At 57.7% G+C, this 23,421-nt stretch carries 13 protein-coding genes; 2 read left to right on the top strand and 11 right to left on the bottom strand.

Annotated features, from left to right (window positions below):
- The first annotated feature begins 157 nt into the window (after positions 1–157).
- On the top strand, positions 158–802 hold the full coding sequence (locus IE099_RS14645) for an HAD hydrolase-like protein (protein WP_189571271.1): 645 nt from the start codon (positions 158–160) through the stop codon (positions 800–802).
- Between the two features lie 121 nt (positions 803–923).
- Here the strand turns inward: IE099_RS14645 and IE099_RS14650 are convergent, their stop codons facing one another.
- The 5 genes from IE099_RS14650 to gmk all read right to left on the bottom strand — a co-directional run bounded on the left by IE099_RS14650 (position 924) and on the right by gmk (position 4,765).
- Positions 924–1,556 (bottom strand): L,D-transpeptidase, encoded by a 633-nt coding sequence (locus IE099_RS14650; protein WP_268244925.1) that lies wholly within the window; start codon positions 1,554–1,556, stop codon positions 924–926.
- A 116-nt stretch (positions 1,557–1,672) separates the two neighbouring features.
- Positions 1,673–2,698, bottom strand: a complete 1,026-nt coding sequence (gene dusB, locus IE099_RS14655; RefSeq protein ID WP_189571278.1) for a tRNA dihydrouridine synthase DusB — start codon at positions 2,696–2,698, stop codon at positions 1,673–1,675.
- Between the two features lie 144 nt (positions 2,699–2,842).
- Positions 2,843–3,490 carry a phosphopantothenoylcysteine decarboxylase domain-containing protein gene (locus IE099_RS14660; protein WP_189571281.1) on the bottom strand — a complete coding sequence of 216 codons (648 nt, stop codon included), beginning with the start codon at positions 3,488–3,490 and terminating at the stop codon, positions 2,843–2,845.
- Between the two features lie 10 nt (positions 3,491–3,500).
- Positions 3,501–4,031 carry a flavoprotein gene (locus IE099_RS14665; protein WP_189571283.1) on the bottom strand — a complete coding sequence of 177 codons (531 nt, stop codon included), beginning with the start codon at positions 4,029–4,031 and terminating at the stop codon, positions 3,501–3,503.
- 5 nt (positions 4,032–4,036) lie between these two features.
- On the bottom strand, positions 4,037–4,765 hold the full coding sequence (gene gmk, locus IE099_RS14670) for a guanylate kinase (RefSeq protein ID WP_229809534.1): 729 nt from the start codon (positions 4,763–4,765) through the stop codon (positions 4,037–4,039).
- Here gmk and IE099_RS14675 point away from each other — a divergent pair.
- Positions 4,728–6,062 carry a sigma-54-dependent transcriptional regulator gene (locus IE099_RS14675; RefSeq protein WP_189571286.1) on the top strand — a complete coding sequence of 445 codons (1,335 nt, stop codon included), beginning with the start codon at positions 4,728–4,730 and terminating at the stop codon, positions 6,060–6,062. The two genes, gmk and IE099_RS14675, sit on opposite strands and share 38 nt — an antisense overlap.
- A gap of 233 nt (positions 6,063–6,295) precedes the next feature.
- On the opposite strand, the gene IE099_RS14680 is transcribed toward IE099_RS14675, so the two are convergent.
- The 6 genes from IE099_RS14680 to IE099_RS14705 all read right to left on the bottom strand — a co-directional run bounded on the left by IE099_RS14680 (position 6,296) and on the right by IE099_RS14705 (position 23,365).
- A complete protein-coding gene (locus IE099_RS14680; RefSeq protein ID WP_189571289.1) occupies positions 6,296–8,803 on the bottom strand; it encodes a VWA domain-containing protein in 2,508 nt (835 codons plus the stop codon).
- Positions 8,800–10,551: a vWA domain-containing protein gene (locus tag IE099_RS14685; protein WP_189571292.1), complete on the bottom strand. Its 1,752-nt coding sequence runs from the start codon at positions 10,549–10,551 to the stop codon at positions 8,800–8,802. The genes IE099_RS14680 and IE099_RS14685 overlap by 4 nt, the downstream gene beginning before the upstream one ends.
- Positions 10,548–11,435 (bottom strand): DUF58 domain-containing protein, encoded by an 888-nt coding sequence (locus IE099_RS14690; protein ID WP_189571295.1) that lies wholly within the window; start codon positions 11,433–11,435, stop codon positions 10,548–10,550. Before IE099_RS14690 ends, IE099_RS14685 begins: the two co-directional genes overlap by 4 nt.
- A 156-nt stretch (positions 11,436–11,591) precedes the next feature.
- A complete protein-coding gene (locus tag IE099_RS14695) occupies positions 11,592–12,581 on the bottom strand; it encodes an AAA family ATPase (RefSeq protein ID WP_189571298.1) in 990 nt (329 codons plus the stop codon).
- 249 nt (positions 12,582–12,830) lie between these two features.
- Complete coding sequence (locus IE099_RS14700) at positions 12,831–14,411, bottom strand: hypothetical protein (protein ID WP_189571301.1); 1,581 nt, start codon at positions 14,409–14,411, stop codon at positions 12,831–12,833.
- Complete coding sequence (locus IE099_RS14705) at positions 14,408–23,365, bottom strand: tetratricopeptide repeat protein (protein WP_189571306.1); 8,958 nt, start codon at positions 23,363–23,365, stop codon at positions 14,408–14,410. Before IE099_RS14705 ends, IE099_RS14700 begins: the two co-directional genes overlap by 4 nt.
- Positions 23,366–23,421 lie beyond the last annotated feature (56 nt).

Raw genomic sequence — 23,421 nt, forward strand, 5'->3', positions numbered from 1 at the left:
CGATAGGTCCTGTGAGAGTAGGTCGTCGCCAGTTATAAGCCCGATTTCGTCTAACGACGAAGTCGGGCTCTTTTTTTGCCCGCGTTTCAGGCGCTTTCTCACTGCTCTCCCCAAGTCTCAATCGAGAAGATAGACCAAACGCTTCCTAAACAACGAAATGCACATCTTATTCGATCTTGATGGTACCCTTGTCGACTCTTCGACAGGAATCTTCCGTAGCCTTGAATCTGCTTTTCGTAAGATGGGTAAAGAGGTTCCGCCGATTCAGGAGCTAAGGTCCTTCATCGGGCCGCCGCTGGGGATCAGCTTTCAGCCTTACCTTCCGCCCAACGAGCCGGAAGTCATCGAACAAGCGATTGCTTTTTTCCTCGAACGATATCAGGAAACCGGTCTCTACGAATGTGAGGTCTATCCAGGGTTTCCTGAGATTTTAGGAACTCTGAGAAACAATGGCCACACTTTGGGAGTAGCGACCGCGAAATCCGAACCCCTCGCCAAACGATTGATTCACCATCTTGGCTTACAGTCCTACTTTCACCACATTGATGGGAGCAAGTCTGAGAACTCACCATCCGACAAGGCCGCACTGCTCAATCGGATCATTGAACGAGAAACACTGAATAGTACCGAGACCATTATGGTCGGCGATCGAAAATACGATATGGCCGGCGCTCGAGCAAATGACCTGCTGGGAGTTGGGGTTCTTTGGGGCTTTGGCTCCGAAGCCGAACTGAATGAAGCAGGAGCAAAATGCTGCATTGCGTATCCGCACGAGTTGCCGAGAGCTATTTCTACCCTATGAACTGTTCTGAATTCGTCAGAACTCTAATCTGACGAATCGTCCAGAAAGGATGAACGGCATACTCGAACGCAAAAAAGGCGGACCTTTGGCCCGCCTTTTTCAAATTAATACTTAGGAGCAATTAGAACGTCCACATTTTACCTTGATCAGCATCGGTGAAAACCTTGCTGCTCTTCATATAGGACATAGGAGGGTTGGGAAGCGGAGAGTCATCAAGTCGTGGGAGCTTCGCTCCAACGGTCGCATCCCAAGGCTGGGTGCTGGATACATTGACGGGGGTTCCCACGCTCACAATATCAAATGCCTTGCGCGCAGTGTTCAGAGGCATGCGCACACAACCTGCGGTGCAAGGGTATGGCTTCACGAAACCCCAGTGCATCCCGTAGGCTGGGCTATAGAATGACATCCAATAGGTCATTGGATAGCCGGCTCCGGGCTGGCTTTGACGGCGACGGTGCTTGGTCTTTGAAGTGATACGGTGGGTCCCTTTGGGAGTCGGGCTCGAGGCCTTGCCTACTGCCACCGGACTTGCCAAAAGAACCTTATCACCTTCGACGATATACATTTTTTGGGCGGAAGTGCTGATCGCGATCTTAACGGCAGAGCGATTTGTCGGCTGCGTTACAGGCGGATCGAAGGAAAATGCGGTTCCAGGTGAGTTTGAGGTCGTGGATGGCGTTGAACCACATGAGCTTAGGAAAACTACTCCAGCCGCTGCAGCGGCTCCGGCAAGGATCTTGGTTAGGGATTTCATTTAAATGTTCTCAGGGAGAAGTGCCAAATGAACACACTATTGCTAGTAAAGCAACCTCAGTCAGTGCCTTGGACAATTCCTGAGAATTTCGTGTGCGAACTAATCTTGGTCAAAATTCAGGTGGAAGCCGTTCCAGTTGATGTGGTCAAGTCTTCGTCGTGATGCTCCATCACAAGATGCTCTGCTGCCAAGTCCTCTAACTGGGCCACCGATTCCACTTGCGACAACTGACGCCGCAGAGCCTTCGACCCTGGGAAACCTTTGCAATAGGCCATCAGTCGCGACCGCATCGCCATCATGGTGTGGCGCTCGTCACCGTATCGATCGGACTCTGTGGCTAGTCGGCAGTGGCGGAAAATCAGCGGCCACCGTTCTTCGACAGGGAGGGGAGGTAAGGTTTCTCCGGTCTGGAGGAAGTGCTTGGCTTCTTTGAAAATCCAGGGGTTTTGCATTGCTGCTCGCCCTATCATCACTCCCGATACTGCGGTCTCCTCTTTCCGCTTGGCCAAGATTTCGCCACTTGTGATGTCGCCGTTACCAACCACTGGAATGCCAACTGAACGAGCAGCTAAATCGATGACGTTCCAATCGGCCTCACCCGAATAGCCTTGCGACCGGGTACGGCCATGGACGGCGATGCTGGCGATGCCTTCTGATTCCAGAATCCCGCAGACTTCCTCCGCATTGATCGTGGTCAAGTCCCACCCCGCACGAATCTTCGCAGTGACCGGAACTTGATCGCCCACTGCAGCTACGATTCCGCGCGCCGTCGCCGCAAGGAGGGGACAGTCTTTTAAAAGAGACGAACCTCCGTTCTTGGAGACCACCTTGTTGACTGGGCAGCCAAAGTTGATGTCGATGAAGTCTGGCCGCTTCCAGTCGATGATTTTCTTGGCCGCTTCGCCCATTCGAACCCCATCCGCGCCGAATAGCTGCACGCCGACTGGCCGTTGCCCGTCAGTGAACTCGGTATATTTGCGCGTGCGATGGTCCGCTTGCATGATGCCTTCCGCAGAGACGAACTCGGTGACCATGACGTCTGCTCCCATCTCTTTGCAGATGGTGCGAAACGTCACGTCGGTCACTCCCGCCATGGGAGCGAGAAAGAGCGGAAACTGACCATCTGAAAACCAAGGAAGCATAACGTTTTTGGGGGACGCCACCCTAAGCGGACTTTGGGAAAAACGAAAAAAGAAAAAGCTAAAAACGAAACGGCTTATATCTCCGAACGGCAGAAGGGGAGGAAAAGAACTCTCGATCCGGAACCACCCGCTGCTGGGAGCTGCTTACTGATGATTCGAAGGAGTTATCATTCCTTCCACAACTTCAATCAACTGGTGCCCCAGGTGGTGCTTGGAGGCCTTTTCCAAGGGAACAATGCGATCGGGATAGACGAGGAGGATTTCGTTTTCGTTGGAGTCAAAGCCAATGTCTTTTCGGCTGACATCGTTAGCTACCACGAGGTCGCAACCTTTGCGCTCGAGCTTGCCGAGGGCATTCTCTTCCACGTCTTCGGTTTCGGCGGCGAAGCCAACTAACACGCCGTTGAATCCAAAAGTAGAGCGAGCGGATCCGAGGATGTCCGGATTGCGAACCAATTCCAGAGTGAGGGTGTCTCCTGACTTTTTAATCTTCTGTTCCGCAATCTGCGCCGGCCGATAATCGGCAACAGCTGCTGCAAAGATGGCGATATCTGCCTTTCCAATCCAATATTCGACAGCCTGATACATGTCAGCGGCGGACTCAGTGGGGATAAAGTCAATGCCATCGGGCACGTCGATTTCGGTGGGGCCGGATACCAGAATCACGCGGTGACCCTTCTGCGCAGCGGCGTCAGCCAATGCGTAGCCCATCTTGCCCGATGAGCGATTGGTCAGGTAGCGCACGGGGTCGATCGCTTCGCGGGTCGGACCCGCTGTGATGAGAATGGTCATGACGATTTTTCTAACAACCCTCCACCACCGCGAGAATTTCTTCCACGGGGGCTAGTCGTCCGACTCCCTGATACCCACAGGCTAGGTCTCCCTTGGCGGGGTCAATGAACTGGCAGCCGTCTTCTTTCAACTGTTCGATATTGCGAAGGGTGGCGGGGTGTTGCCACATCTTGCCATTCATCGCCGGAGCAAGAAGGACCGGGGTCTCAGGTGGCAAAGCGAGATAGATGGAAGAGAGCGGATCCGGCGCGAGTCCGTTGGCAAAGTTCCCCAAGGTATCGGCGGACAGTGGTGCGACTAGAAAGAGATCGGCGTTGTCGGCCAATTCGATGTGCCCGGGCTTCCAGGAATTCTTCTCATCCTCCAAAGAGACGAGGACGGGTTCGCGGGAAAGAACTTGCAGGGTGAGGGGGGTGATGAACTCGGTGGCGGCCTTGGTCATCACGCAATGGACTTCGTGTCCGGCTTTCACCAATTGGGAAGTCAGGTCAGCGGCCTTGTAGGCGGCAATGGAACCCGTGATGCCAAGTACGATATTCATAGTAGTTAATCCTTTTGCCGCGAGGTGTGCAGCCGTTGGGTCAGCAGAAGATTCTTGAAGAGAGTGTAGTCGCTTTCCTTGTCGGTGGAAAGTAGCCGGTAGGAATACTTGGGCCAATGCTCCACTTCCTCACGAGCGTTCTTGAGTCTCAGGGCGATGACGTCCTCGGGATCGGTGCCGCGACCGCGCAAACGCAGTTCCAGTTCCTCATCGGTCGCGGGCATCACGAAGAGGTCGAGAAGTGCTTGTTGAATCTTTTCATTGGGGTGCAGCCGGACTTGTTCCGCGCCTTGCACGTCGATGTCCATCACGACATCTTTGCCCTGATCGAGGAAAGTCAGCACTTCGGAAAGGAGGGTGCCATAGAAATTGCCATGAACCTCGGCGTGTTCCAGAAAAGCCTCGTTCGCGATCTCCTCTTGGAACTCGGGAACGGTCAGAAAGTAATAGTCCCGCCCGTTGACCTCGCCCTCGCGCGGAGTGCGGGTGGTGCAGGAGGTGGAGTAGTGGGCGAGCCCTTCCAGCGCCAAACGGCGGCACAAGGTAGTTTTGCCCGAACCTGAGGGGCCGGAGACGAGATAGAGGATGCCGGAAGATGTCATGGAGTCGAAGGAGTTGCCCGGAGGCGCATTCTGTTTTGGACCAAGATGCCGCAATTGAATAGGATTTTTGGAGATGACCTTGGTCTTGATATGGATGGACGAATCCACCACCCGAACTTCGCTCGCTACCACGCTGGATTCCGGCGGCTATTCCGTGGCTCAAGTCGGCAGTCAGGAGGAGGCGTTGCAAGCGGTGGAGAGGGACTCCGTGGGCTTGGTGATCATGGGATTGGATTTGGAAGGGCTGAATCGCTTGAAAGGGGATGCGCCTCTGGTTCCTATTCTCGTGGTGGGACGGGCGGAAGGCAGCGCGGAGGCCATCGAGGTGGTGCAGGCGGGGGCTTTTGATTTTTTGCCCAGCACTTATGATGAGGCCGAGCTCCTGGCCTTGGTCGGGGAGGCGGTGGCGAGCGCGGGGGATGAGGACTCCTTTGAGGTGGGCCTCAAGGAAAGCGGAAATGGCGATTTGATGGGGACCAGTCGCGCGATGGGCAAGGTCTATCGCGATATCGCCAAGTTGGCGGCCACCCCCGTGACTGTTCTGGTTCGGGGGGAGACGGGCACTGGCAAGGAGCTGGTGGCGCGTGCGCTGTGGACCCACGGTCACCGAGCCCACCGACCGCTCATCGTGGTGAATTGTGCCGCAATTCCCGAGAATCTGTTGGAGAGCGAGTTGTTTGGTTATGAGAAAGGCGCCTTTACCGGAGCCACCGTGGCGCGGAAAGGAAAGTTCGAGCAAGCGAATGGCGGCACCCTTTTCCTCGACGAGATTGGCGACATGAGCCTTCCGTTGCAGGCCAAGATGCTGCGTGTCTTGCAAGAGAAGTGCATCGAACGCGTGGGTGGTCGGGGGGAGGTGCCCATCGACGTTCGGGTGATTGCCGCCACTCATCAGCCGCTCGAAAAGATGGTGGAGGAGGGGACCTTTCGCGAAGACCTGCTCTATCGTCTGCAGGCCGCCAGTTTGGCTTTGCCTCCTTTGCGGGATCGATTGGGGGATGTTGAGTTGTTAGCGCGCTATTTTTTGGCCCAGATGGGAGACGAACTGGGGGTGACGGGGAAGATTTCCAAAGAAGCGCTTTCCTACCTTGCGCGTCAGCCTTGGCCTGGGAATGTGAGGCAGTTGCAGAATGTTCTTCGTCGCGCCCTCCTCAAGCGCCGGGACCTTGTGATTGGTCGAGAAGACCTCGTGGAATATTTGACGCAGACGCAGTCCGTCTCGGTTTGCTCCCTGCAAGAGTTGGCCGAAGAAGCGATCGCAGAGGCCGAACAATCCGGTGAGGGAAATGCGCTTCGCAAAGTGGTGGAAGAAGCGGAGCAGATCACCATTCGCGAAGCACTCGAACGCAGCGGAGGCAATCAGTCCAAAGCGGCCCGCTGGCTGGGCATCACCCGGCTAACTTTGCGGGAAAAGCTGAAACGGGGTTGATCTTCTGGAGTGCGCGCCGCTTGCTGCCGCTCTGAGGAGGATGGGTTCGTTCATCGACCGCCCCGGGTTGAGCAAAGCTTGCTTGCTCGACCAATGGGTCGCTCCGAAGCAGGGAGTGAGGACCTCCAAAAAGCTCTCCCTGCGTTGCCCCAAAAAATCCCACGAAAGAAACTCCAGTGCACCACCGAGCCACGGGGGCGAGTGGGGGCACTCGCGGTCCGCTGGGCACCCTTTTAAATCCGTCTCAGAACCAAGCCGGCCATCAGGAAAAGCAAGGCACCGAATCCGAACCAAGGGAGCGCGGAGCGTCGCACGCGAACCTCCTGATAGCCTTCGCGAATCTTCGCACTTTCGAAGGGAATTGTCGTCGCAATCTGAGCGGGGAGCTCTTGCTTCAAGCGATACTCCGCCGGGTAGGAGGCGGCCCATTGTAGAGTCTTGCTCTTGCCGTGCACGGAGTCGGTGAGCCGCATCGCCAGGCGCTGGGCATTTCCGATTTCCACTGAGGCAAAGTAACGCCCCAAGCCCACTTCCTGCAGCTCGACCGGGCGGCTTTTGCCGTTTTCGTCAAAGACTTCAGCGTCCCATTCTACCGCTCCCAAGGGGCGACCGGCTTCATCGTTGCGCAGGACCTCGACCTGCCAGCGACCGTTGGCGACCTCGCCTTTGGCACCGAGTCCGACTGAGTTGTCCTTCTTCAATGACCCCCGCAAAATCTGCGCCCAGAAGCTTCCGAAGCCTTCCCAAGCCAGCCACTCGCCGCCCCAGCGTTCAGTCAAATCGGCAGTAAAAGCGACCCCAGTCCCCAGTCCGAAACGCCCCACCGCCAGGAGAGGATCTCCCGATTCCGCCGCGAGGAGAACTTGCGCGGTTGGCTTGGCGCGGGTCATCACGTAGCCGAGCACGAAAGGAAATTCCACCGATTCGTAGCCCGCCATCATGGGATGGTCCGTCACCGGCGCGCTGGCGTAGAGGTCCTCTTTGATCGCCGAGCGCGAAGCCTGCATCGTCTCGCGGGTGAAAATCTGAGGGACCTCCTGCGCCTCGGCCGCTTCGTAGTAGCGTCCCCGACCAGCATCGGCCATCTCGGATAGTAGACCTCCCGCCGCTCCTCCGCCCAAGGCCACGGTCGAGACCGTCATGCCGGCATCAGCCATTTCTTGGGAAAGCTCCACCAGGTTGGCGGGCTCGGTTTGGCCATCAGTCATCGCGATGACGTGTTTGATTTTTGCGGAAGCTCCTTCCAAAATTTCCCGCGCTTGCACCATCGCTGGTTGCAAGTCGGTGCCTCCACCCGCTTCCAGGGAATCAATGGCGCTCGCAATTTGCGCCTGCGCGCTGGCCATAGTGAGATCACAAATCAACTGCGGCTGGCTATCGAATCCAAGCACCGCAATCTGGTCGCGTCCGCTCAGCAGTTCTGCCGTTGCCCGCGCTGCTTGTCGCGCCATCACGATGGGTTCGCCGCTCATGGAGCCCGACTTGTCGATCACCAGCACCATCGCGAGGGACGGCTTTTCCTTCTCCTTTTCAAAGCGCGAAACGAGGGGCAGGACGTCTTCCACCGGAGTGCGGTAATAGCCGCCGATGCCGAAAGAATTCTCAGAACCCAGCATCACCAGTCCGCCTCCGAACTTCGTGACGTAGTCATTGAGCCAGCGCATCTGCTCGGGCCGCAAAGAGGTCGCCGGGACATCGGCTAACACGATTCCATCAAAGGCCAGCATCCCGCGCAGGGAGTCCGGCAATCCGCGAGCGCCGCGCAGGTCCAGCTCGATACCCTGCTCCCGCAAGGAGCGTGCTGCCGCGCGCATCTTCTCGCTTTCGTCATGAATCACGAGCACGCGGGGACGGCCGCGCACCGAGATTGTGAGGGCGGCTTTGTTGTTGATGGCAAAGTGGTCTTCCTCGGGGACCAGCTCGGCTTCCCAGACGCTTTCCCCGGCAGTGACCATCTCGACGTCGACATTTTCGACCGTGGTTTTTCCTGCTACTAGCTCGACTCCTTTTTCGGCCACTGCCACCCCGCGATGGAGAATTCGCAGGTTTGCCTTCATGGTCTTGTTCGCCATCAGGCGCACACGCAAACGGGTGAGCTCGCCCTCGAAGGCTACGGAAGTGAGAGCTTCGAATTCCTCGATCGCTGCCTCGGGCTCGGTGCGCCCCGGCATTTTGCGGAAACGCAGGTCGGTTTGCTCATCCTTCAGTTGTGCCATCACGCGGTCCAGGTTGCCCTCGACCGCTCCATCGGAAAAGACCACCACCCGGCGCGCTTTGTTGGCGGGAAAGGCCAATCGAATCTCGGAGAGTGCTCCCTCCAGGTCGCTGGCGGAACGGAAAGCGGCATCCGCCTGACCCTTCTCGCATTCTACCACGAAGGTCTCGACCTCCTCGGGAGTCATGGCCTTGGCCGTTGCCCCAAAGAGGAAGAGGCTCCAGCTATCATCGGCGGTGAGTCGTGAGTTCGCTTTCTCAATTTCTTGCAAAGCCTCGCGCAGGGCGGTGGCCTCGACGGACTCCGAGGCGTCTAACAGATAGACGAGGTGCAGGTCGTCGCTCTTGCGAACCCAGAAGGGACGGCAAAGGGCAAAGATGAGCAAGAGCACCGCGAAGATGCGGCAAAGGAAACTGGCCCACTTCATCAGCGGTGGTCGATCCACCAGAGAGACGAAAAAGGCGGCTCCGAGAACCGGAATCAGTAGTAGGGCCCACAGTGGGGTCAGGGTTAAGAATTCGATCATCCTAGTTTTCTCCGATGGTAAAGAATGGATTCCACGCACACGAATACGAGGGCAATGGCCAGCAGCCACCAACCCAGCATGCGACCGCGCTCCAGTTGAGCGTCCGAGGCAGCAGGTCCGCTCCCATCTAACAGAGTCTCTTCGCTTCGCAGTAGACCGACTCCAAAGACCCGTTGGTCCGCCCCCAATTGGAGACGGTGTAGTCCGGTCTGGCGCAGTTCGCCGCTGGTGGTTCGGGCGACTTGGCCCTTGGGATTGGTCCAGAGAGCAGGGCTCTCACTTTCGCCGGGGAAGTCGATGCGCGAACCGACGGGGTAAACCGTGCGCAAGGAAGCTTCTTCTCCGGTGAGGTTCAGCGCGCCGTCGTAGATCAGCACGGGGAACCAGGGAGACAGAAAGAACTCCGCCACCGAGGGATCGAGGTTCACCACAATGGCTTCCATGCCGTCGGCGCGGGCTTTGTAGAGCAGGGGAATTCCGGATTCCGACTCGACGAGCACAACGGAGCCTTCCGGGGCGGTCAGTTGGCGTGCTCCAGAAAAGTTGATGCTCTCGGCTTCGAGGTGACGCAAGAGGGGGTGGCCCTCGGCTTTGATGAGCGGCACCGGTTGCTCCAACGCTTCTCCTAAATCCTGCCACCAGACCGACTCGCCCTCGGGACGAAAGACAATTTGCTGCAGGCTGGTGGCCGCTCCTTGGTCGGTGAGAAGAACCTCAGCGGATTCGACCTCTGCCATCTGGAGTCCGCCCGCTTGGGCAAAGGCTTCCAGACTGCGTTCGAAGAAATAGGGTTGGTCGGAGGAGACCGCCACGCGAATGCGCCGCTGTTCATTGAGACCCATCACCACGGTGTTATCGGCGGGGAGGGAGTCGGCGACTTCCAGCTCGGCGACCCAGCTGCCCGCGACCATTTCGCCCACCTCAATCGTTTCGCCCTCGCTGATGCCAGATTGCAAGAGGATGGGAATCACCCGGAGGATGCGTGAGCCCGTGGCATCCTTGAGGATGAGTTCGGCGCTTTTGTCCGTAGGGAAGGACGAGGCCACTTTGTAAAAGAAAGAGACCACCCCGTTTTTCCCGGGCACCCAGGCCAAGTCCGCGGCCACGATGCCGGCATTGGCAGTCGGACCCTTCAGGCGAATGGTCTCGACCTTTTCGCTCAGGCTACCCAGTCCGCCGTGACCGTCTGTTAGAAAAATCACCCGCGAGTCGCGACCGTCAGCCAGGCGGTTGACCTCGCGGATGGCGGTCTCGGAGATCGGGACGGGAGAGGGCTTCATGCCCTCGATTGCGTCTAACAGGTCCTTGGGGCTGTCGCTGAGGTGACTGGCAAAGTCCAGTCGATCGGCGAGTCCCACCACTGCCAGACGGCGGCTGCCGTCGAGGGCGCGCACGATGTTGGTGGCTTCCTTTTTGGCTTCTTCAAAAACGGTTTCGCGGTCGTCGCCCGCGGCCATGGAAGGGCTTTGGTCGATGACAAGCAGCAGGTCGCGGCCGTCATCGGTTTGCACCTTGGGTCGGGCCATCGCCATCACGATCATGGCCACCACGAGGGCTATCAGCAGGAGGGAAAGGACATCCCGCAGGCGGCGAAAGAGCGCGCTGGCCGCCTTTTCCTGCAGGATTTTTTCCCAGAGAAAGTAGGCGTTGGTTTGCTTGCGGCGCGGACGGACTTTGAGAAAATAGATGAGGGAGAGCGGGATGAGGGCGAGCAATCCCCAGAGCAAATTGGGCGCGAGAAAGTTCATGCGACAAGGCCTCCTTTCCGGAGAATGCCTTGCACCACTTCATCGAAGGGCACTTCGTTGGTGGTCGCGGCCAGTCCGATTCCCCGGCGGGCACATTCTTTGCGCAGGTCCTCGTTCCACTTCGTGATGGCCGCCTCGTAGGCTTGCGCTTCCTTGCGGGTGACGGTCAGGCGCTCCCGCTTTTGGGTCTCGATGCATTCCACTTCGACGTCGCCCTTCCAATCGCAGGTCAAGTCGGCGGAGTCATGAACTTGAATCGCAAAGACATCGTGTCCCAAGCCGGCGAGTCTCTTTAACCCACCTTCGAAACCTTTGGGATAGAGAAAGTCCGACACCACGATGACCATGCCCTTCTTGCGATGGCGGGCTTGGAATTCGCGCACGCAGGCCGTGAAGTCGGTATCGCTGCCAAAGGTCTTCGCCTCTTCGAGCGCGCGCAGCATGGGGAAGACCTTGCCCTTGCCGCGGCCGGGTTCTAACAGCGGCTTCAAGGAATCCGCCATCCCGTAAATCGCCACGCGGTCGAGGCAGTAGAGCCCGATGTAGGCCATCGCCGCGGTGAGCTCTTTGGCAGTCTGGATCTTGCTCTCCATCGATTGGCTGCTGTCGAACAAGAGGTAGATGGTCGCGTCTTCTTCCAATTCGAAAAGTTTGATCACCAGCTGATCGAAGCGGGCATAAACGCGCCAGTCGATGGCTCGAAAGTCATCGCCCAGTCGATATTCCGCATAGTCGGCAAAGGTGATGCCGGTGCCTTTCTTTCGACTCTTTCGATCCGCTTGCAAAGTCCCGCCCAACACGCGACGGGCGAGCAGGAAGAGAGACTCCAGTCGTTGGATAAAGGCCGGACTGGTGAGAGTGCCGGTAGATTGAGATTCGCTCATGTGTTAGGAAAGGCCGTAGGCTGATTGAAAGAGATGTTGATTGAACGGTGAGTTCAACAAGCGGCGTCCGTTGGGAGTCCTCTGGTTCTTGAGTTTCTGAGCACTTGGTTTTTCAAGGTCAGGTCGATGTCTTTAGTTCCAGAGGGGGCGCAGGACTTAGCCCGCGGACTTGATGGCGGAAAGAATCAGTTCATCTGGCTGGATGCCCTCGGCTTCTCCTTCGAAGGAAAGAATCAAGCGGTGGCGCATGGCGGGCAGGGCGGCCGCATCGATGTCCTCGCGAGCCACGTGGTAGCGGCCATCTAACAGAGCGCGGGCCCGGGAAGCGGCGAGGATGGCTTGCGCGGCGCGGGGGGAGGCCCCGTGGCGGAGATAGTTCTTCACCTTCTTGGGTGCCTTGTCGTTATCGGGGTGGGTGTGGCGCACGACCTTGACCAAATAGTCCTGCACTCCGGCCTCGATCGGGATCTCGCGCAGGGTCTTGCCCATTTCGATGAGCTCGGGACCGTTTGCCACGGCAGTGATCTCGGGTTGAACCGAGCCGCCGGTGCGGTTGAGGATTTCGGAGAATTCGTCGTGGCTGGGAAGGGGGACCTGAAGCTTGAAGAAGAAGCGGTCCAGCTGCGCCTCGGGCAAAGGATAGGTTCCGTCGTTCTCAATGGGGTTCTGGGTGGCGAGCACAAAGAAGGGAGAGTCGAGAGTGTGGGTCTGGTTGGCCACGGTGACGCGCTTCTCCTGCATGGTTTCTAACAACGCACTCTGGGTCTTGGGGGTGGCGCGGTTGATCTCGTCGGCGAGAAGGATGTTGCAGAAGACTGGCCCGGGTTGAAAGACGAGGTCGCGGCGACCATCTTTTTCAGCGAGAATCTGGGTGCCGACCACATCGCTGGGAAGAAGGTCGGGGGTGAACTGAATGCGGCCGAACTGGAGGTCGAGCGCTTTGGACAAGGTGTTGACCAAGGCCGTTTTTCCCAAACCGGGAACGCCTTCTAGCAACACGTGACCGCCACAGAGAATGGCGATGAGCACGTTCTCGACGACCTCATCCTGGCCGACAATGAATTTGCCGACCTCTTGTCGGATAAGAGCGAACTTTTGGGAAAACTCGCGCGCGCGGGATTCCATGGGTGAGGTTGTAGTGGACATTTGAGTTGAGTGATTTTTAGACAGAATGGACAGAATTTACTTTGGACGAATGCTTTGTGTTTTTTCCGGACAGGATGAACAGGATTGGACAGGAATTTTTTGAGAGGGATTTTTTTTGGGGAAATGGTTGCGTGTTTTTTAGGTGTTTTGATTTGGGTGTGAGCTCAGTAATTCGGTTTGGTTTTTGAGTTTTTGGACATTGGGTTTTTCAAGGTCAGGAAAGCCACTTGTCACCAGTCAACCTCCGCATCACTCCTCCCCTGCGCCTGTCTCTACTTCGTGAATGCGTTCGAAGTACTCCCGAACCCCTTGCTTCATTTCTTCCGGCACGTCGTCGCGGGCGACGAAGCTTTCCATCTGGCGGGCGAAGGTGCGTTCTTGCACGGCTGAGCGGCGGCCGGAGATACCGGTTCCGCTTTCGGCGTCTTCGACGGTGCTTTGGGAGGGGCCGCTGCCTTTTTGACCTTTCAAGCGTTCGGCGGCCATTTGCTCGGGCATTTCGGTTTCGCCTTCGCGGCGGCGTTGGTCGGTGCCTTTGCCAGGCCTCAAGCCGCCGGTGCCAAGTTGCAGGGAGCTGGAGCCGCCGGCGACGAAGCCCTGACTCTTGCCGAGGTTCTGGCGCATTTTGCCGAGCTTGCCGCGCAGTTTTTTGCGGGCGTCGAGGTTTTTCATGCGGCCCATGAACTTGCCCATCGCTTCATCGAATTCACCTTCCTCGAACTCGCCCTCGATTTCTTCTAGCTCGCCCATTTCCTCGTCCCACTCTTCGGCGGCCTCATCGAGTTCGTCTAACAGGTCGGCGAGGTCCTGCATTTCCTTGCCGCCTTCTTTGCCTGCTTGAGGCATCTTGTTGTTCTTGCGACCCTTGGCTCCATTTGCCATGCGCTTGGTGGCTTCGCGGAGTTTCTCCAACATCTTCTTGCGCTCTTCGTTGGTGAGCTTGCGGCCCTGGGGATCCTTGTCGGAGGGCTTCATGTTTTTCAAGTCCATGGCGGCGGCCTTGAATTCCTTGAGGTCCAACTTTTTGCCGAGTTGGCGGGCGGCAGCGAGGTCGGACTTGTCCAGTTCGGCGGCCGCCAGCTTGAGGGTTTCCTCGTCTTTGCGAGCCTCGAGGCCTTGCATGGCTTTGGCGATTTTTTGTTCGAAGCGGGCGAGCTGGCGTAGGGCTTCTTTCTGGTCTTTGGTTTCCTCCAGTTCCTTGACCCAGCTCTTGAGCTGCTCCACGTCGAGGGCGGCCTTTTCGTCTTCGTCGAGGTCTTCCAGTAGTTCTTCCACCGCCTCTTCCAATTGCTCTTTGACGGTAGCGGTGCGTTCTAACATCGCTTGCTCGGCATTGAGCCGGTTCTGGACCGCGTCGCTGTTCGGTAAGGTCGCCATCCAGATCGCGAGGGCCAGTCCCCCGACCGAGAAGCAGGCAACCTTCCAAGGGGCGGCGAGGGGAACGGTCGATACTTTTTCATCTTGCAAGCGATCTTCCACCGCCCGTCGTTGCAGCTGATAGATCTCGCCATCGCGGCCCTCTTCCTCGAATTGCATGGTGGAGGCCAAGCCGTCCTTCAGACCGAAATGGGCATCGGCTTTCTCTGCGGCTTCGCGGCGGGAAAGACTGCGCGCGAGGGTCCACATTCCCGCAATGACCAGGGCCCAAAAGGCGAGCACGGGATAGAAGCTCCACGGGACCTGATGACCTTGCACCCGCCAATAGAGGGCGTAGGCCAGCATCGCGGCAATGGCACCACCCAGACACCACAGGGCGGCACGCAGGCCGGTGGCAAGGGTCCAGCGGCGGCGAAAGTCCTTTAGGAATTGGTGGGCGTTGGAGTCACTCATTTTTTGTTTGAAGCGGGTTGTTCCTCTTTAGGCTTGGGCGCATTCTGCCTTTTCTTTCGAAACTCGTCGATCTGTTTACGGATGGCATCGCGCCGATTCTTCGGAACTTTATCCCAATCAACTTGGTCCGCGAGTTTGATGGCCTGCGGTAGATTTTTGGCCCGCTGTCCGTAGATGCTCGCGAGTTCGGCGCGGCAGAAATGTTCCTGCGGGTCACCCGCCTCGGTCATCTCCTGCAAAGTTTCGTTCAGCATCGTGATTCCATTTTGCTGTTGCCCTTTTCGGTAGCGGGCCAAGGCGATCCCCATCTCGAAGCGGAATTGATTGCGCTGAGGGTGGTCTGCGGGTGGGTTTCCGAAGATTTCGATCTCCTCTTTTTCCGTCATGGTTTTCTCGCGAGCCACTTCCCGGGTGGAGAGATGGCCTTTGAAGAGAGTTCGACTGGCAAAGTGATCGTCCAGGATTTTTCTGAAGTAGAATTTGCGCACGTCCGAACTTGCACTCTTTGTCCACCAGCTGCTGGTCGACCAGTTGGTGGCCATTTTGTGGGGCTGTTTCAGTTGCTGGAGATAGGGTTGCTGTTCGTCCTTTGGTAGGGTTCTAACCCATTTGTCGAATTCTTCACTTTTGCCTCCCAGAGCATGGAGGTTGAAGGGCACCGCAACAGCCCTGATGGTGACCAGGCTATTCTCGGCTTTGACTTTCGCAAAGGCACGATACCAGCCTTTGGCGATTTCGAAGACTTCTGGGGAGAGAGGGGTGTCGGGATTTTCCTCCAATCCCTGGCAGAAGCTTGAGATGATATCGCGGAGAACAGTCGCGGCTTCGCGCTCAGTTTGGTAGGCGTATTCCTCCGTGCTGATCGAGACGGCGAAGGCCTTGATGTGTCGGTCGAGGGGAGTGAGATCGCCGGCGCGCGCGGTGTCCCAAAAGTAGCGGCGGAAGATGTATTGCAAGTTTTCGGCCGAGATGTCGCCGGGCATGCGGCTCTGCAGCACGGTCTGCGTGTGAAGATATCTTTGGCTCAGCTCTTGAAACTCCTGTTTCAGGATAGGCGTGGTTTTACTTGTCTTGGCGAGGGCAGCCAAACATTGCAATCGGGACTGCGGGGTCTTGGGCGCTTTGGTCTCGAACTCCTTGGCCAGTCCGACAAGGCGAGTGGTTACAGTGGTCTCGACATCGCCCTTCCCGTTGGGGAGAGACGCCAGAACACAATGGATCCGGTAGCGTTCTTGCTCATTGGCAACGAGAGGGAGGAGCTTGTCGACTGTGGCGGCCAATTCGGCATTCCACTGCCTGTCCGCTGGTTTTTCATAGAGGTTGCCCGCAGTGGTGAAGAGTTGCTTGGCGAGAGCAGGTTGATCCGCCGCAACCAATTGGACGATGAGCTCGAGGTCACCACGCAGTGATTCGCGGGCGAGCGAAAGGAGATTCTTGGCCGAGCTGAAGCTTTCAACCTTTAGACAAAGGAGCATGATGGCTCTCGCGAATTCGCCCTTGTCGTCGTTGGAAAAGTTGCGGTTGGGTCGGGAGGCGAGCTGGAGGAAGGCCTTACTGCTTTCTTCGACCAAGCTGTTCCAGCGCTCGCGCGGAAGGGGAGTGGATAGTTTGGAGATCCCGATGAAGAGCTTTCGAATTGGGGTGGCGTGGAGGGAGCGTTCCTCCGCGAGATAGTCTTCCAAGAGTTGGGTGATGGCCGTGATACACTCCGGGCTCTCCGCGATGCGAGGCTCGACTGTGAGAGCGGTGCATGCGAGCTCCATCCGCAGGCGAACGGTGTGGGCCGGGTTGGAAAGAGCTTGGCTCCAGGCCGCGCGGACTTTCTCCCGAGACTCGGGTTTGATTCCGTTCCAATCGCGAATGGCGATGAGGGTGGAGAAGCAATTGTAGGCAACTTGATCTCGCTCGGCGAGTTTACTGGATTCCATCCACGTTAGGTGGTCTTGACCGAGATTGCCAATCTTCCAGTTGTTGGAGGCGTTCAGCCAGACGAGCCAATAGGCCGTATTGCGGACGGACTCGGACTCGCCTTCCAGTGCGCGAATGGCGTTGTCCCAATGGAAGCCTTTGAAGATCTTCTTTTCGATTCCCTGGAGGTTTTTTGGCTTGGGATGGGAGCTCCAGAACTTGCTGGCGAACTCCGAAAGGTCGTAGTGAACGCCGTGTCCGACACTGAGCGGGGGGCCGTCGGGCAAGCGGTCGAATGCATCCAGAAAGCGGCTCCAGTGCTGGAGGCTCAATCCCTGATCACTGGCCTCCTCCTGTAGCTCGTGGAACAGGTCGTCTTCACGAGTGGCGCGGGAACTTCCCCCGGAGTAGAAGACCGATCTTCTCTGAAAGCGGTTGTTGGTTTGCGGCTTCTCTTCCGTCAGGGCGGCGGCAAAATACTCCGCAGCGAATTGTGAATCGATGGGGATGAGCTTGTTGACTTGGCTGAAAATTTCCTGCCGCAAAGTGTAATCGTGCATCGCCCCTTGGAAGCCGGTCTCCATGCGTTTGCGGGCATTGGCCAGGACGTCCTCCTTCTTTTCTTGGCCCAGCAGAGCGAGTAGTTTCTTTGACTTTGGCTTTGCCCCTGGGATGGAGAGGTCGGGGTAAGGCATCCGTAGAATAGTGGCCAAGCCCTCTCGTTCCTCGGGGGGGAGTTGCATCAGTTTCTCGGCCACTCCCTCCAGTTCGTTGGCGAGCAAGCCGGTCTTCTCGGTGATGAGGGCGCCAACCATGCGTTGGCGGAAGCGGCGGTCTCCCGTGGCTTGGCAGAGCTTCTTGCCCAGGTCGGATCGAAGTTCGTAGTCGAGAACCGCCTCCAAAACGTGCGCCCAGAGAGGACCTTCTTCGTCCAAGTCGACGGGAGCACCGAGTTCCGCCCAAGAGAGGTTCCAGAAATCGATCTCCTCCAATTTCTTCTCTGCGCTAGCGACGGTAGGACAACGGAGAACGCGGGTGAATCCTTCCCCGATCTCATAGCTGTTGTTCACGATCAGAGGTGAAAATTTGAGGGTGGCCCGGAGGGTCGCGAAGCTGCCCGGGTCTTCGAAAATGTCCTCGCCCACCGACTGGATGGTGTAGGCTAGAATCTCGAGTTGGCCGTCCAGAACATCCTGATTGGAAAGCCTGGCCCATTCGTCCCACAGCTCACGGGGACCGACCGTCTCGGCAAGGAAGCTTTCCAAGAGAGCGACCCCTCCTTCAGTGCCTTCCTGCTCCGAGCGGGTGCGGATGAGTTTGGCGAGGCTGGGAAATTCTTCGTAGCTGCGGAGAGCGGTCTCTCGAATGGCCTGAAAGAATTCTTTCTCCAAGGGCATCATGCGCTCCTGCGGAACCTTCGCAATGGTGGCGAGTTGAAGAAACTTTCCATACTGCCGGGTCCGTTCTGTGCCTGCCGAGTCCAATTGGCTCTTCCATTCGGTAACGGCCTTTTCTGCCACCGCTGGATCCGGGTCTGTCATCTGGCGAATCCACCCGATGACCCGCGCTTGGGTGGGATCCAGTTTTTCCAAAGCGGCAAAGTCTTCCGCCGCCGCGTCCGGTTCGCGAAGTAGAATGTGGGAGGCCAGATACTCGCCGGGCATTTGACCGCTCAACTCCGGGTCGCTGTCCTGATAGGAATTTTGGCTGACAAAGGTCCAGAGGTTGTTGCGCACATATTGTGTGCGGGGATCGGTGGAGTCCTCTTTCCACATCTTGACGGCCTGCAAGGCAGTGAAGGCGCTCTCGAGCAGTTCTTCTTCAGTCCAGGAAAGGCCCTTTCGGTGTCCTTCCATCAGGTAGAAGGCCTGGGCTGCAGTCTGGGGATGGGATAGTGCTGCGAGGAGGATGTTGCGGGTGCTTTGCAGTCGTTTCTTTTCAAAGTCGCCTTTGCGTTCGAAGGCTTCTTCGAAGGAGGGGGACAGCGCTTCGTCATCGAGCCCCCACTCTTGCACGGACTTGATCAAGACCTGAACCACCCAGGTCAGGTTGTGGGCGGCTTCCCCGTCGGGTGATACCGTGTTCAGAAATTCCGTGGTTAGGTCGATGCCTTGCAAGGCCCGTTGAGCGGACTCCATGTCTTCGACCTCGCTTTCGAAAGGATCGTCCCCTTCGTTCTTGGAGATTTCCCCGACCAAGAGCCCGAAGTCATCAAGAGTCTCCAGCTTCATGAGAGCCTTGGCTTTGGTGAGAATCTGATCGGCCGGGAGGTGTTGCAACAACTTGGCGGTCACGACCGTGTCGTCGGGTCGCTCGTCGGCAAGGGCGATGAGAATGGGTTTGGCCAGTTCCTTTTCCCCCAACTGTTCACAGAGCGACACGTATTCCATCCGTCGGCTATAGCTGCGAGTCTCGCCGGGATGAGCCAGCTTGAGGATGGGGTCAATCAGGTTGGCTGCGCGATAGCGTTCGACCATTTCGCGGATTTCCCAGCTATTGTTCGAACCTCGGAGGAGGGGGCGAAGGAGGCGGAGACCCTCCCGGGCGGCGGCATCGATGTTGCCTTCTGTGAGGGCTCGAGAGAGGCGGGGGCTCACCCCCCGGCCGAGCTGGCGCCGCGTGCTATTGGTAGAGCTGCTGCCTTTCCGCAATCGGGCGGCCTGCATTTGGGCGACCACCTCGGAAAGTCCCAGTGCGTTCATTGGTCCCACAAGCTCGTTCTCTTCTTCCGTGCTGCGGGCAGAACGGCGAAGGCGGAGGATGGCTCGGCGGGCAACCTCCAGCTCATCGAGAGCGGTCCCTTGTTGGGCCAGGATGGAGCCGACCATGGCCAGTTGGCCGTCGACTTGATTCCGCTCGATTTTATCCATAGGAAGATGCCGAGCCTTGGCCAAGAGTTGATAGGACTTCTGGAGGTCTTCCTTTTGAAACCAATAGCCGGCAGTCGTCAGGATGTCGGTGGCGTTGGTGCTTTCTTCAAAGGCTTTCAGCTCTTCGGCAAGCTTGTCGTCCTCTCCCATCCACCGCCAGGCGAGAACTCGCATCTGGGGCGATTCCAAACGAGGGACTTCAGACATCAGGAGTTCCGGAGTCATTTCCTTCTCCGTATTGTTATCTTCGGCCACGTCCCCGGACTTTTGCTGATGAGCAGCGCTCCACTTCTTGAAGAAGGTGTTACTATTATCAGCCGCGACTTGCAGTCCCGTTGTTTGCCGGGGGGCTTGCAGGAGTTGATAAACCGTCTGGGGCATCTCGGGCCCAATCCTTGGAAATGCGGGTGGCTGGAAGAGCTTGTCTTGCTGGCCGTTGAGCACGGAGGTGGGGTAGTAGCGCCCCTGATAGTAGACCATTCCGGACTTCGCAGGATTGATGGTGGCTGCCTGTTCCTTGAACATTCGGTTGGCCAGATCGACGAATTCCGCCGCGCGCCCGCTGTTCCAAGCATCAGCGATCAGGGAGTTGAACCAGACGGCATTGGCGAGGTTCTCGCTCTCGTCCTTTTGTCTCTGACCAATGGGCCAGGATGCGAGTTCCTTCCGGAGAAATTCGCGAACCGCGTTCCGCTCCTTGAGTGCTGTGCCAATTTCGGGTGTGTCTCCGTAGTAGTCATACTGACTCTGCTCGTTACCTAGAACGAGAGAGGCGATTTGATTGAGGCGATTGCTTCGTTGTTCGTCCTCCAGTTCTTCTAACAGATCCAATTTTTTCAGGAGCAGCTCGCCGCCGTTTTCGGGACGACGTTGCAGGAGAAAAGTGAGGGCGAGGTCCGCGGTATTGGGGTCAGTCGCCTTTAGCTCTTTGGCTGCCTGTTCGAGAAATTTGACTTCGAATTTCTCGTCGGCTCCCGCTATCCGGACCATTTCTCCGAGGCCGATTCTCCCGGCTTCAAACTCCTCCTTGGTCCAGCTGCTGAGCCGGTGGGAGTTCTTCAGACGATTGCCGAATGTACTGTTAGGGAAGGGAATGGCGTCCAGGAGTTCGTCCCGGTTCTTTACGGAAAAGCGGGTGGCATCGAGGTAAAGAGTGGCCAATGCCAGAAAGCGCATCTCCTCTGCTGTGCCCGGCAGTGTTTGCCGAGCCTGGCTGGAGCGACCACGCCGCATGCGATAGCTGGACTGCCGGTTGCCCATCCGAAAGAAAATGGAGGAGAACTGTTGCATCGCGTTCATCAAGGTCGTCTCCCGGATGTCTTGCTGCATTCCTGCGCGCTCCAGCCATTGGCGCCAGCCTTTGTAGAGTTCCTCCTTAATCAAAGGTGACAGGCCCTCGATCTCTTCGGTGACGGAGCAGAGGGCGATGAGCTGGGCGCGGGCCTCCTCTTTTTCTCCCAATTTGTAATTGGTAAAGGCTTGGAGAAACTGCAGCCGCCAGTCTTCGCTGTTAGATTCTGATAGATAGTTGCCAGCGGTTTCCCATTCGGCCTGTTCCATCAGGGCTAAGGCGGTGGCTTCGATTTCGCGGGGATTTCCATTCTGTTGGCTTCGAAGGATATCGAGTCCCAGCTCAATCTCGCCATTGCGGAAGTAGAGTTCGGCAAGCTTTTGGCTCGACTGGGGGCCACTATCGAGGCGAGCGGCTTCGCGCAAGGTGGCGGTCGCGCGATCGAGGTCGCCGGCGCGTTCCTCCACGCTGGCGAGTTGGTGACGCAGCTTCACGTTGTTCGGCTTGCGTCGTACGGCCTCGGCGAGGGCTTCGCGTTGCATCTCGTAGTCCCCAAGGGTCTCGTGAATGGCGGCAAGGGCTTGTAGCGGACCGGCCTCCTGCGAGTTGCGGCGCTTGCGGCGCTCGAACTCGTTGAGGAGTTCGTCCACACGGTTTTCTTGTTTGGCCAAAGAAGCGAGGCGCTCAATCCAGCGTGCCTTCGCGGTGGCGTCTTCGGCTTCCTCATAGAGCTTGCGATAGAGGCGCTCGCCCTCGGTGTATTCTCCTGCTTCGACCAGCGCGGTGGCGAGGCGGCTGCGCAGTTCTTCTTCGTCGCCGAATTTGGCCACGGCGCGGCGCAGCTCGTTGACCGCTTCTTCCAGTTCGCCACTTTCGTTGAGCAATTCCGCACGGCGCAACCAGGCGGCCTTGTCGCCGGGGGCGACCCGCTTCCAGTTCTCGAGCTCAGCAAGAGCTTCCTGCCACTTGCCCGCGTCGGCCAGGAGGGAAACGAGCTTGCGCAAATAGACCGGGCGTTCGCCACCGGGCAGGGCCACGATTTCGCGCATCACTTCAGCGGCTTTCTCCAGCTCATCACGTGCTTCTAACAGGCGAACCTTCTGACTGAGAATCAAGGGGGCATCGCCCACCTTGGCGGCTTCGGCGAGTGCTTGGTCGCTGGCTAACAGATCGCCCTGCAGCTCTCGCAGTTCCGCAATCACGCACCACTGCACGGCGGTTTTGCTCTCGGCTTTTTCTAAGTTCTGAATCACGGGTTCGAGGTCGAGGCGGCGGGAAAGACGGGTGACCTCGGTCAGAGCGGAGGCCAAGTCGGTAGGGGACTGGGCGAGCTCGGCCAACTTGAGAGCATAGGGGAATGCTTCCTTCGCTTGATCGCTGGCGAGGCCGGCGTCGCAGAGTTGCTTCAGCAAAAGCAAGTTCTCGGGAAATTCCGCAATGCGCTCTGAAAGAAGGGTGAAGCAGGCTTCTGCGCGGCGATGGGCGAGGAGCGCGCGGGAAACTCGCAGGAGACCCTCGGCATCAGCACCCTTGGCCATGGTGAGCCACATTTGGGTGGCTTCGGATTGTTCTTCCTCGGTGGCATCGATGGAAGCGAGGAAGGAGGCCAAGGCTTCGGTAACTTCATTGGAGTCGGGCAAGTCCTCGTGTCCCTTGCGTAATATCTCTTCAGCCTTCTCGCGCATTTGATAACGCTCGAAGAGGGCCGCGGTGGCGACCACGCCGGGTCCATCAACGGCGCGCAGAGAACGGACCTTTTCCAGCGCTTCCTCCAGGCCTTTCGCGTCGCCCATCAGATCGCGCAGACGGGCCATGCGTTCCCAGTTCGCGGGCTGGTTCTCATTGTCACGCAGAATGACGTTCAGCTCTTCGACGGCCAGGTCGTAGCGATTGGCGTTCTCTAACAGCGCGATAAATTCTTCGCGGTTGGCGACATCGCCGGGAGTGATCTTCAACACTTCGCGGAAGAGCGCGACCGCTTCCTCCACTTCGCCATTGGCTGCCATCTGGGCGGCCAGGCCTTTGCGCAAGCTGACCCGCTGGGGGAACTTCTCGCGCAGGCCGGCGTAGAATTCGCGTAGGCCCATGATGTCTTCATCGCGGCGGAAGACTTTGTCTACTTGTGCGAGCACCTCTTTCTCCAGCCAAGAGTCCTCACCCGTCATCTCCAGCACCTTGCGATAGGTGGCGATTCCTTCCTCGCGCTTGCCCGCCATGATCTCGATGGCGGCCAAGCGCATCCAGCGCAAGGCACGCTGATAGGGATCCTTGGTGCCCTCGGCCAGGCTGCGTGCGGTGGCGATGGCTTCTTCGTAAAGTCCCTCTCCGACTTGCAGTTCGATGAGGTCTTCCCGCAGCTCTTCGTCATCGGGGCGGGCGGCGAGAATTTCCTTCCAAGCCGTGAGGGCATCCTGGGGGCGACCCGCACGGGCCAGCCAAGTTCCTTTCAAGATGGCTGCTTCCTCCCCGGCTTCTGCCTTTCCTTTTTCCAAATCAGCCAGCGCTCCCTCGAAATCTAACAGGCGAGCCTTCATCTTGGCGCGGGCAAAAAAAAGGTCGCCGGAATCGGGCGACTTTTCGAGAGCTAAGCTCATCGCTCGGAGTGCTTGTTCCTCGCGCCCCATCCAATCTTGATAGGTCGCCAAGAGACGCCACTCTGCAGCTCCGCCTTCTTCCGCGCTCGCTTGCAGAAAGGTTTCCAAGTCTTCCTTACTACCGGTATCCAGCCAGGAATCTACAAACCGATCGAAAAGTGTTCCGCTATCTGGACGCTTTAATAATAAGAGATGATATCGCCCGGCCTTTTCATTCGGTTTAGGGGGCTCCTGACCGGGAAGAAGTGGGCAGGTGGTCATCAGCAGACCAGCTAGTAAGATAAACTTCATGACACAAACAGACAGGCTTAGTGGGTAGCAAGTAAAGAGGAAACGACCTAGCGAGC

This window comes from Roseibacillus persicicus (assembly GCF_014651675.1).
Taxonomy (GTDB): domain Bacteria; phylum Verrucomicrobiota; class Verrucomicrobiia; order Verrucomicrobiales; family Akkermansiaceae; genus Roseibacillus; species Roseibacillus persicicus.

What these genes read in the sequence shown, in the direction of transcription:
- IE099_RS14645 (WP_189571271.1), top strand. Translation starts at nt 158, where the DNA reads ATGCACATCTTATTCGATCTTGATGGTACCCTTGTCGACTCTTCGACA.
- IE099_RS14650 (WP_268244925.1), bottom strand. Translation starts at nt 1,556, where the DNA reads ATGAAATCCCTAACCAAGATCCTTGCCGGAGCCGCTGCAGCGGCTGGA.
- dusB (WP_189571278.1), bottom strand. Translation starts at nt 2,698, where the DNA reads ATGCTTCCTTGGTTTTCAGATGGTCAGTTTCCGCTCTTTCTCGCTCCC.
- IE099_RS14660 (WP_189571281.1), bottom strand. Translation starts at nt 3,490, where the DNA reads ATGACCATTCTCATCACAGCGGGTCCGACCCGCGAAGCGATCGACCCC.
- IE099_RS14665 (WP_189571283.1), bottom strand. Translation starts at nt 4,031, where the DNA reads ATGAATATCGTACTTGGCATCACGGGTTCCATTGCCGCCTACAAGGCC.
- IE099_RS14675 (WP_189571286.1), top strand. Translation starts at nt 4,728, where the DNA reads ATGGACGAATCCACCACCCGAACTTCGCTCGCTACCACGCTGGATTCC.
- IE099_RS14680 (WP_189571289.1), bottom strand. Translation starts at nt 8,803, where the DNA reads ATGATCGAATTCTTAACCCTGACCCCACTGTGGGCCCTACTACTGATT.
- IE099_RS14685 (WP_189571292.1), bottom strand. Translation starts at nt 10,551, where the DNA reads ATGAACTTTCTCGCGCCCAATTTGCTCTGGGGATTGCTCGCCCTCATC.
- IE099_RS14690 (WP_189571295.1), bottom strand. Translation starts at nt 11,435, where the DNA reads ATGAGCGAATCTCAATCTACCGGCACTCTCACCAGTCCGGCCTTTATC.
- IE099_RS14695 (WP_189571298.1), bottom strand. Translation starts at nt 12,581, where the DNA reads ATGTCCACTACAACCTCACCCATGGAATCCCGCGCGCGCGAGTTTTCC.
- IE099_RS14700 (WP_189571301.1), bottom strand. Translation starts at nt 14,411, where the DNA reads ATGAGTGACTCCAACGCCCACCAATTCCTAAAGGACTTTCGCCGCCGC.
- IE099_RS14705 (WP_189571306.1), bottom strand. Translation starts at nt 23,365, where the DNA reads ATGAAGTTTATCTTACTAGCTGGTCTGCTGATGACCACCTGCCCACTT.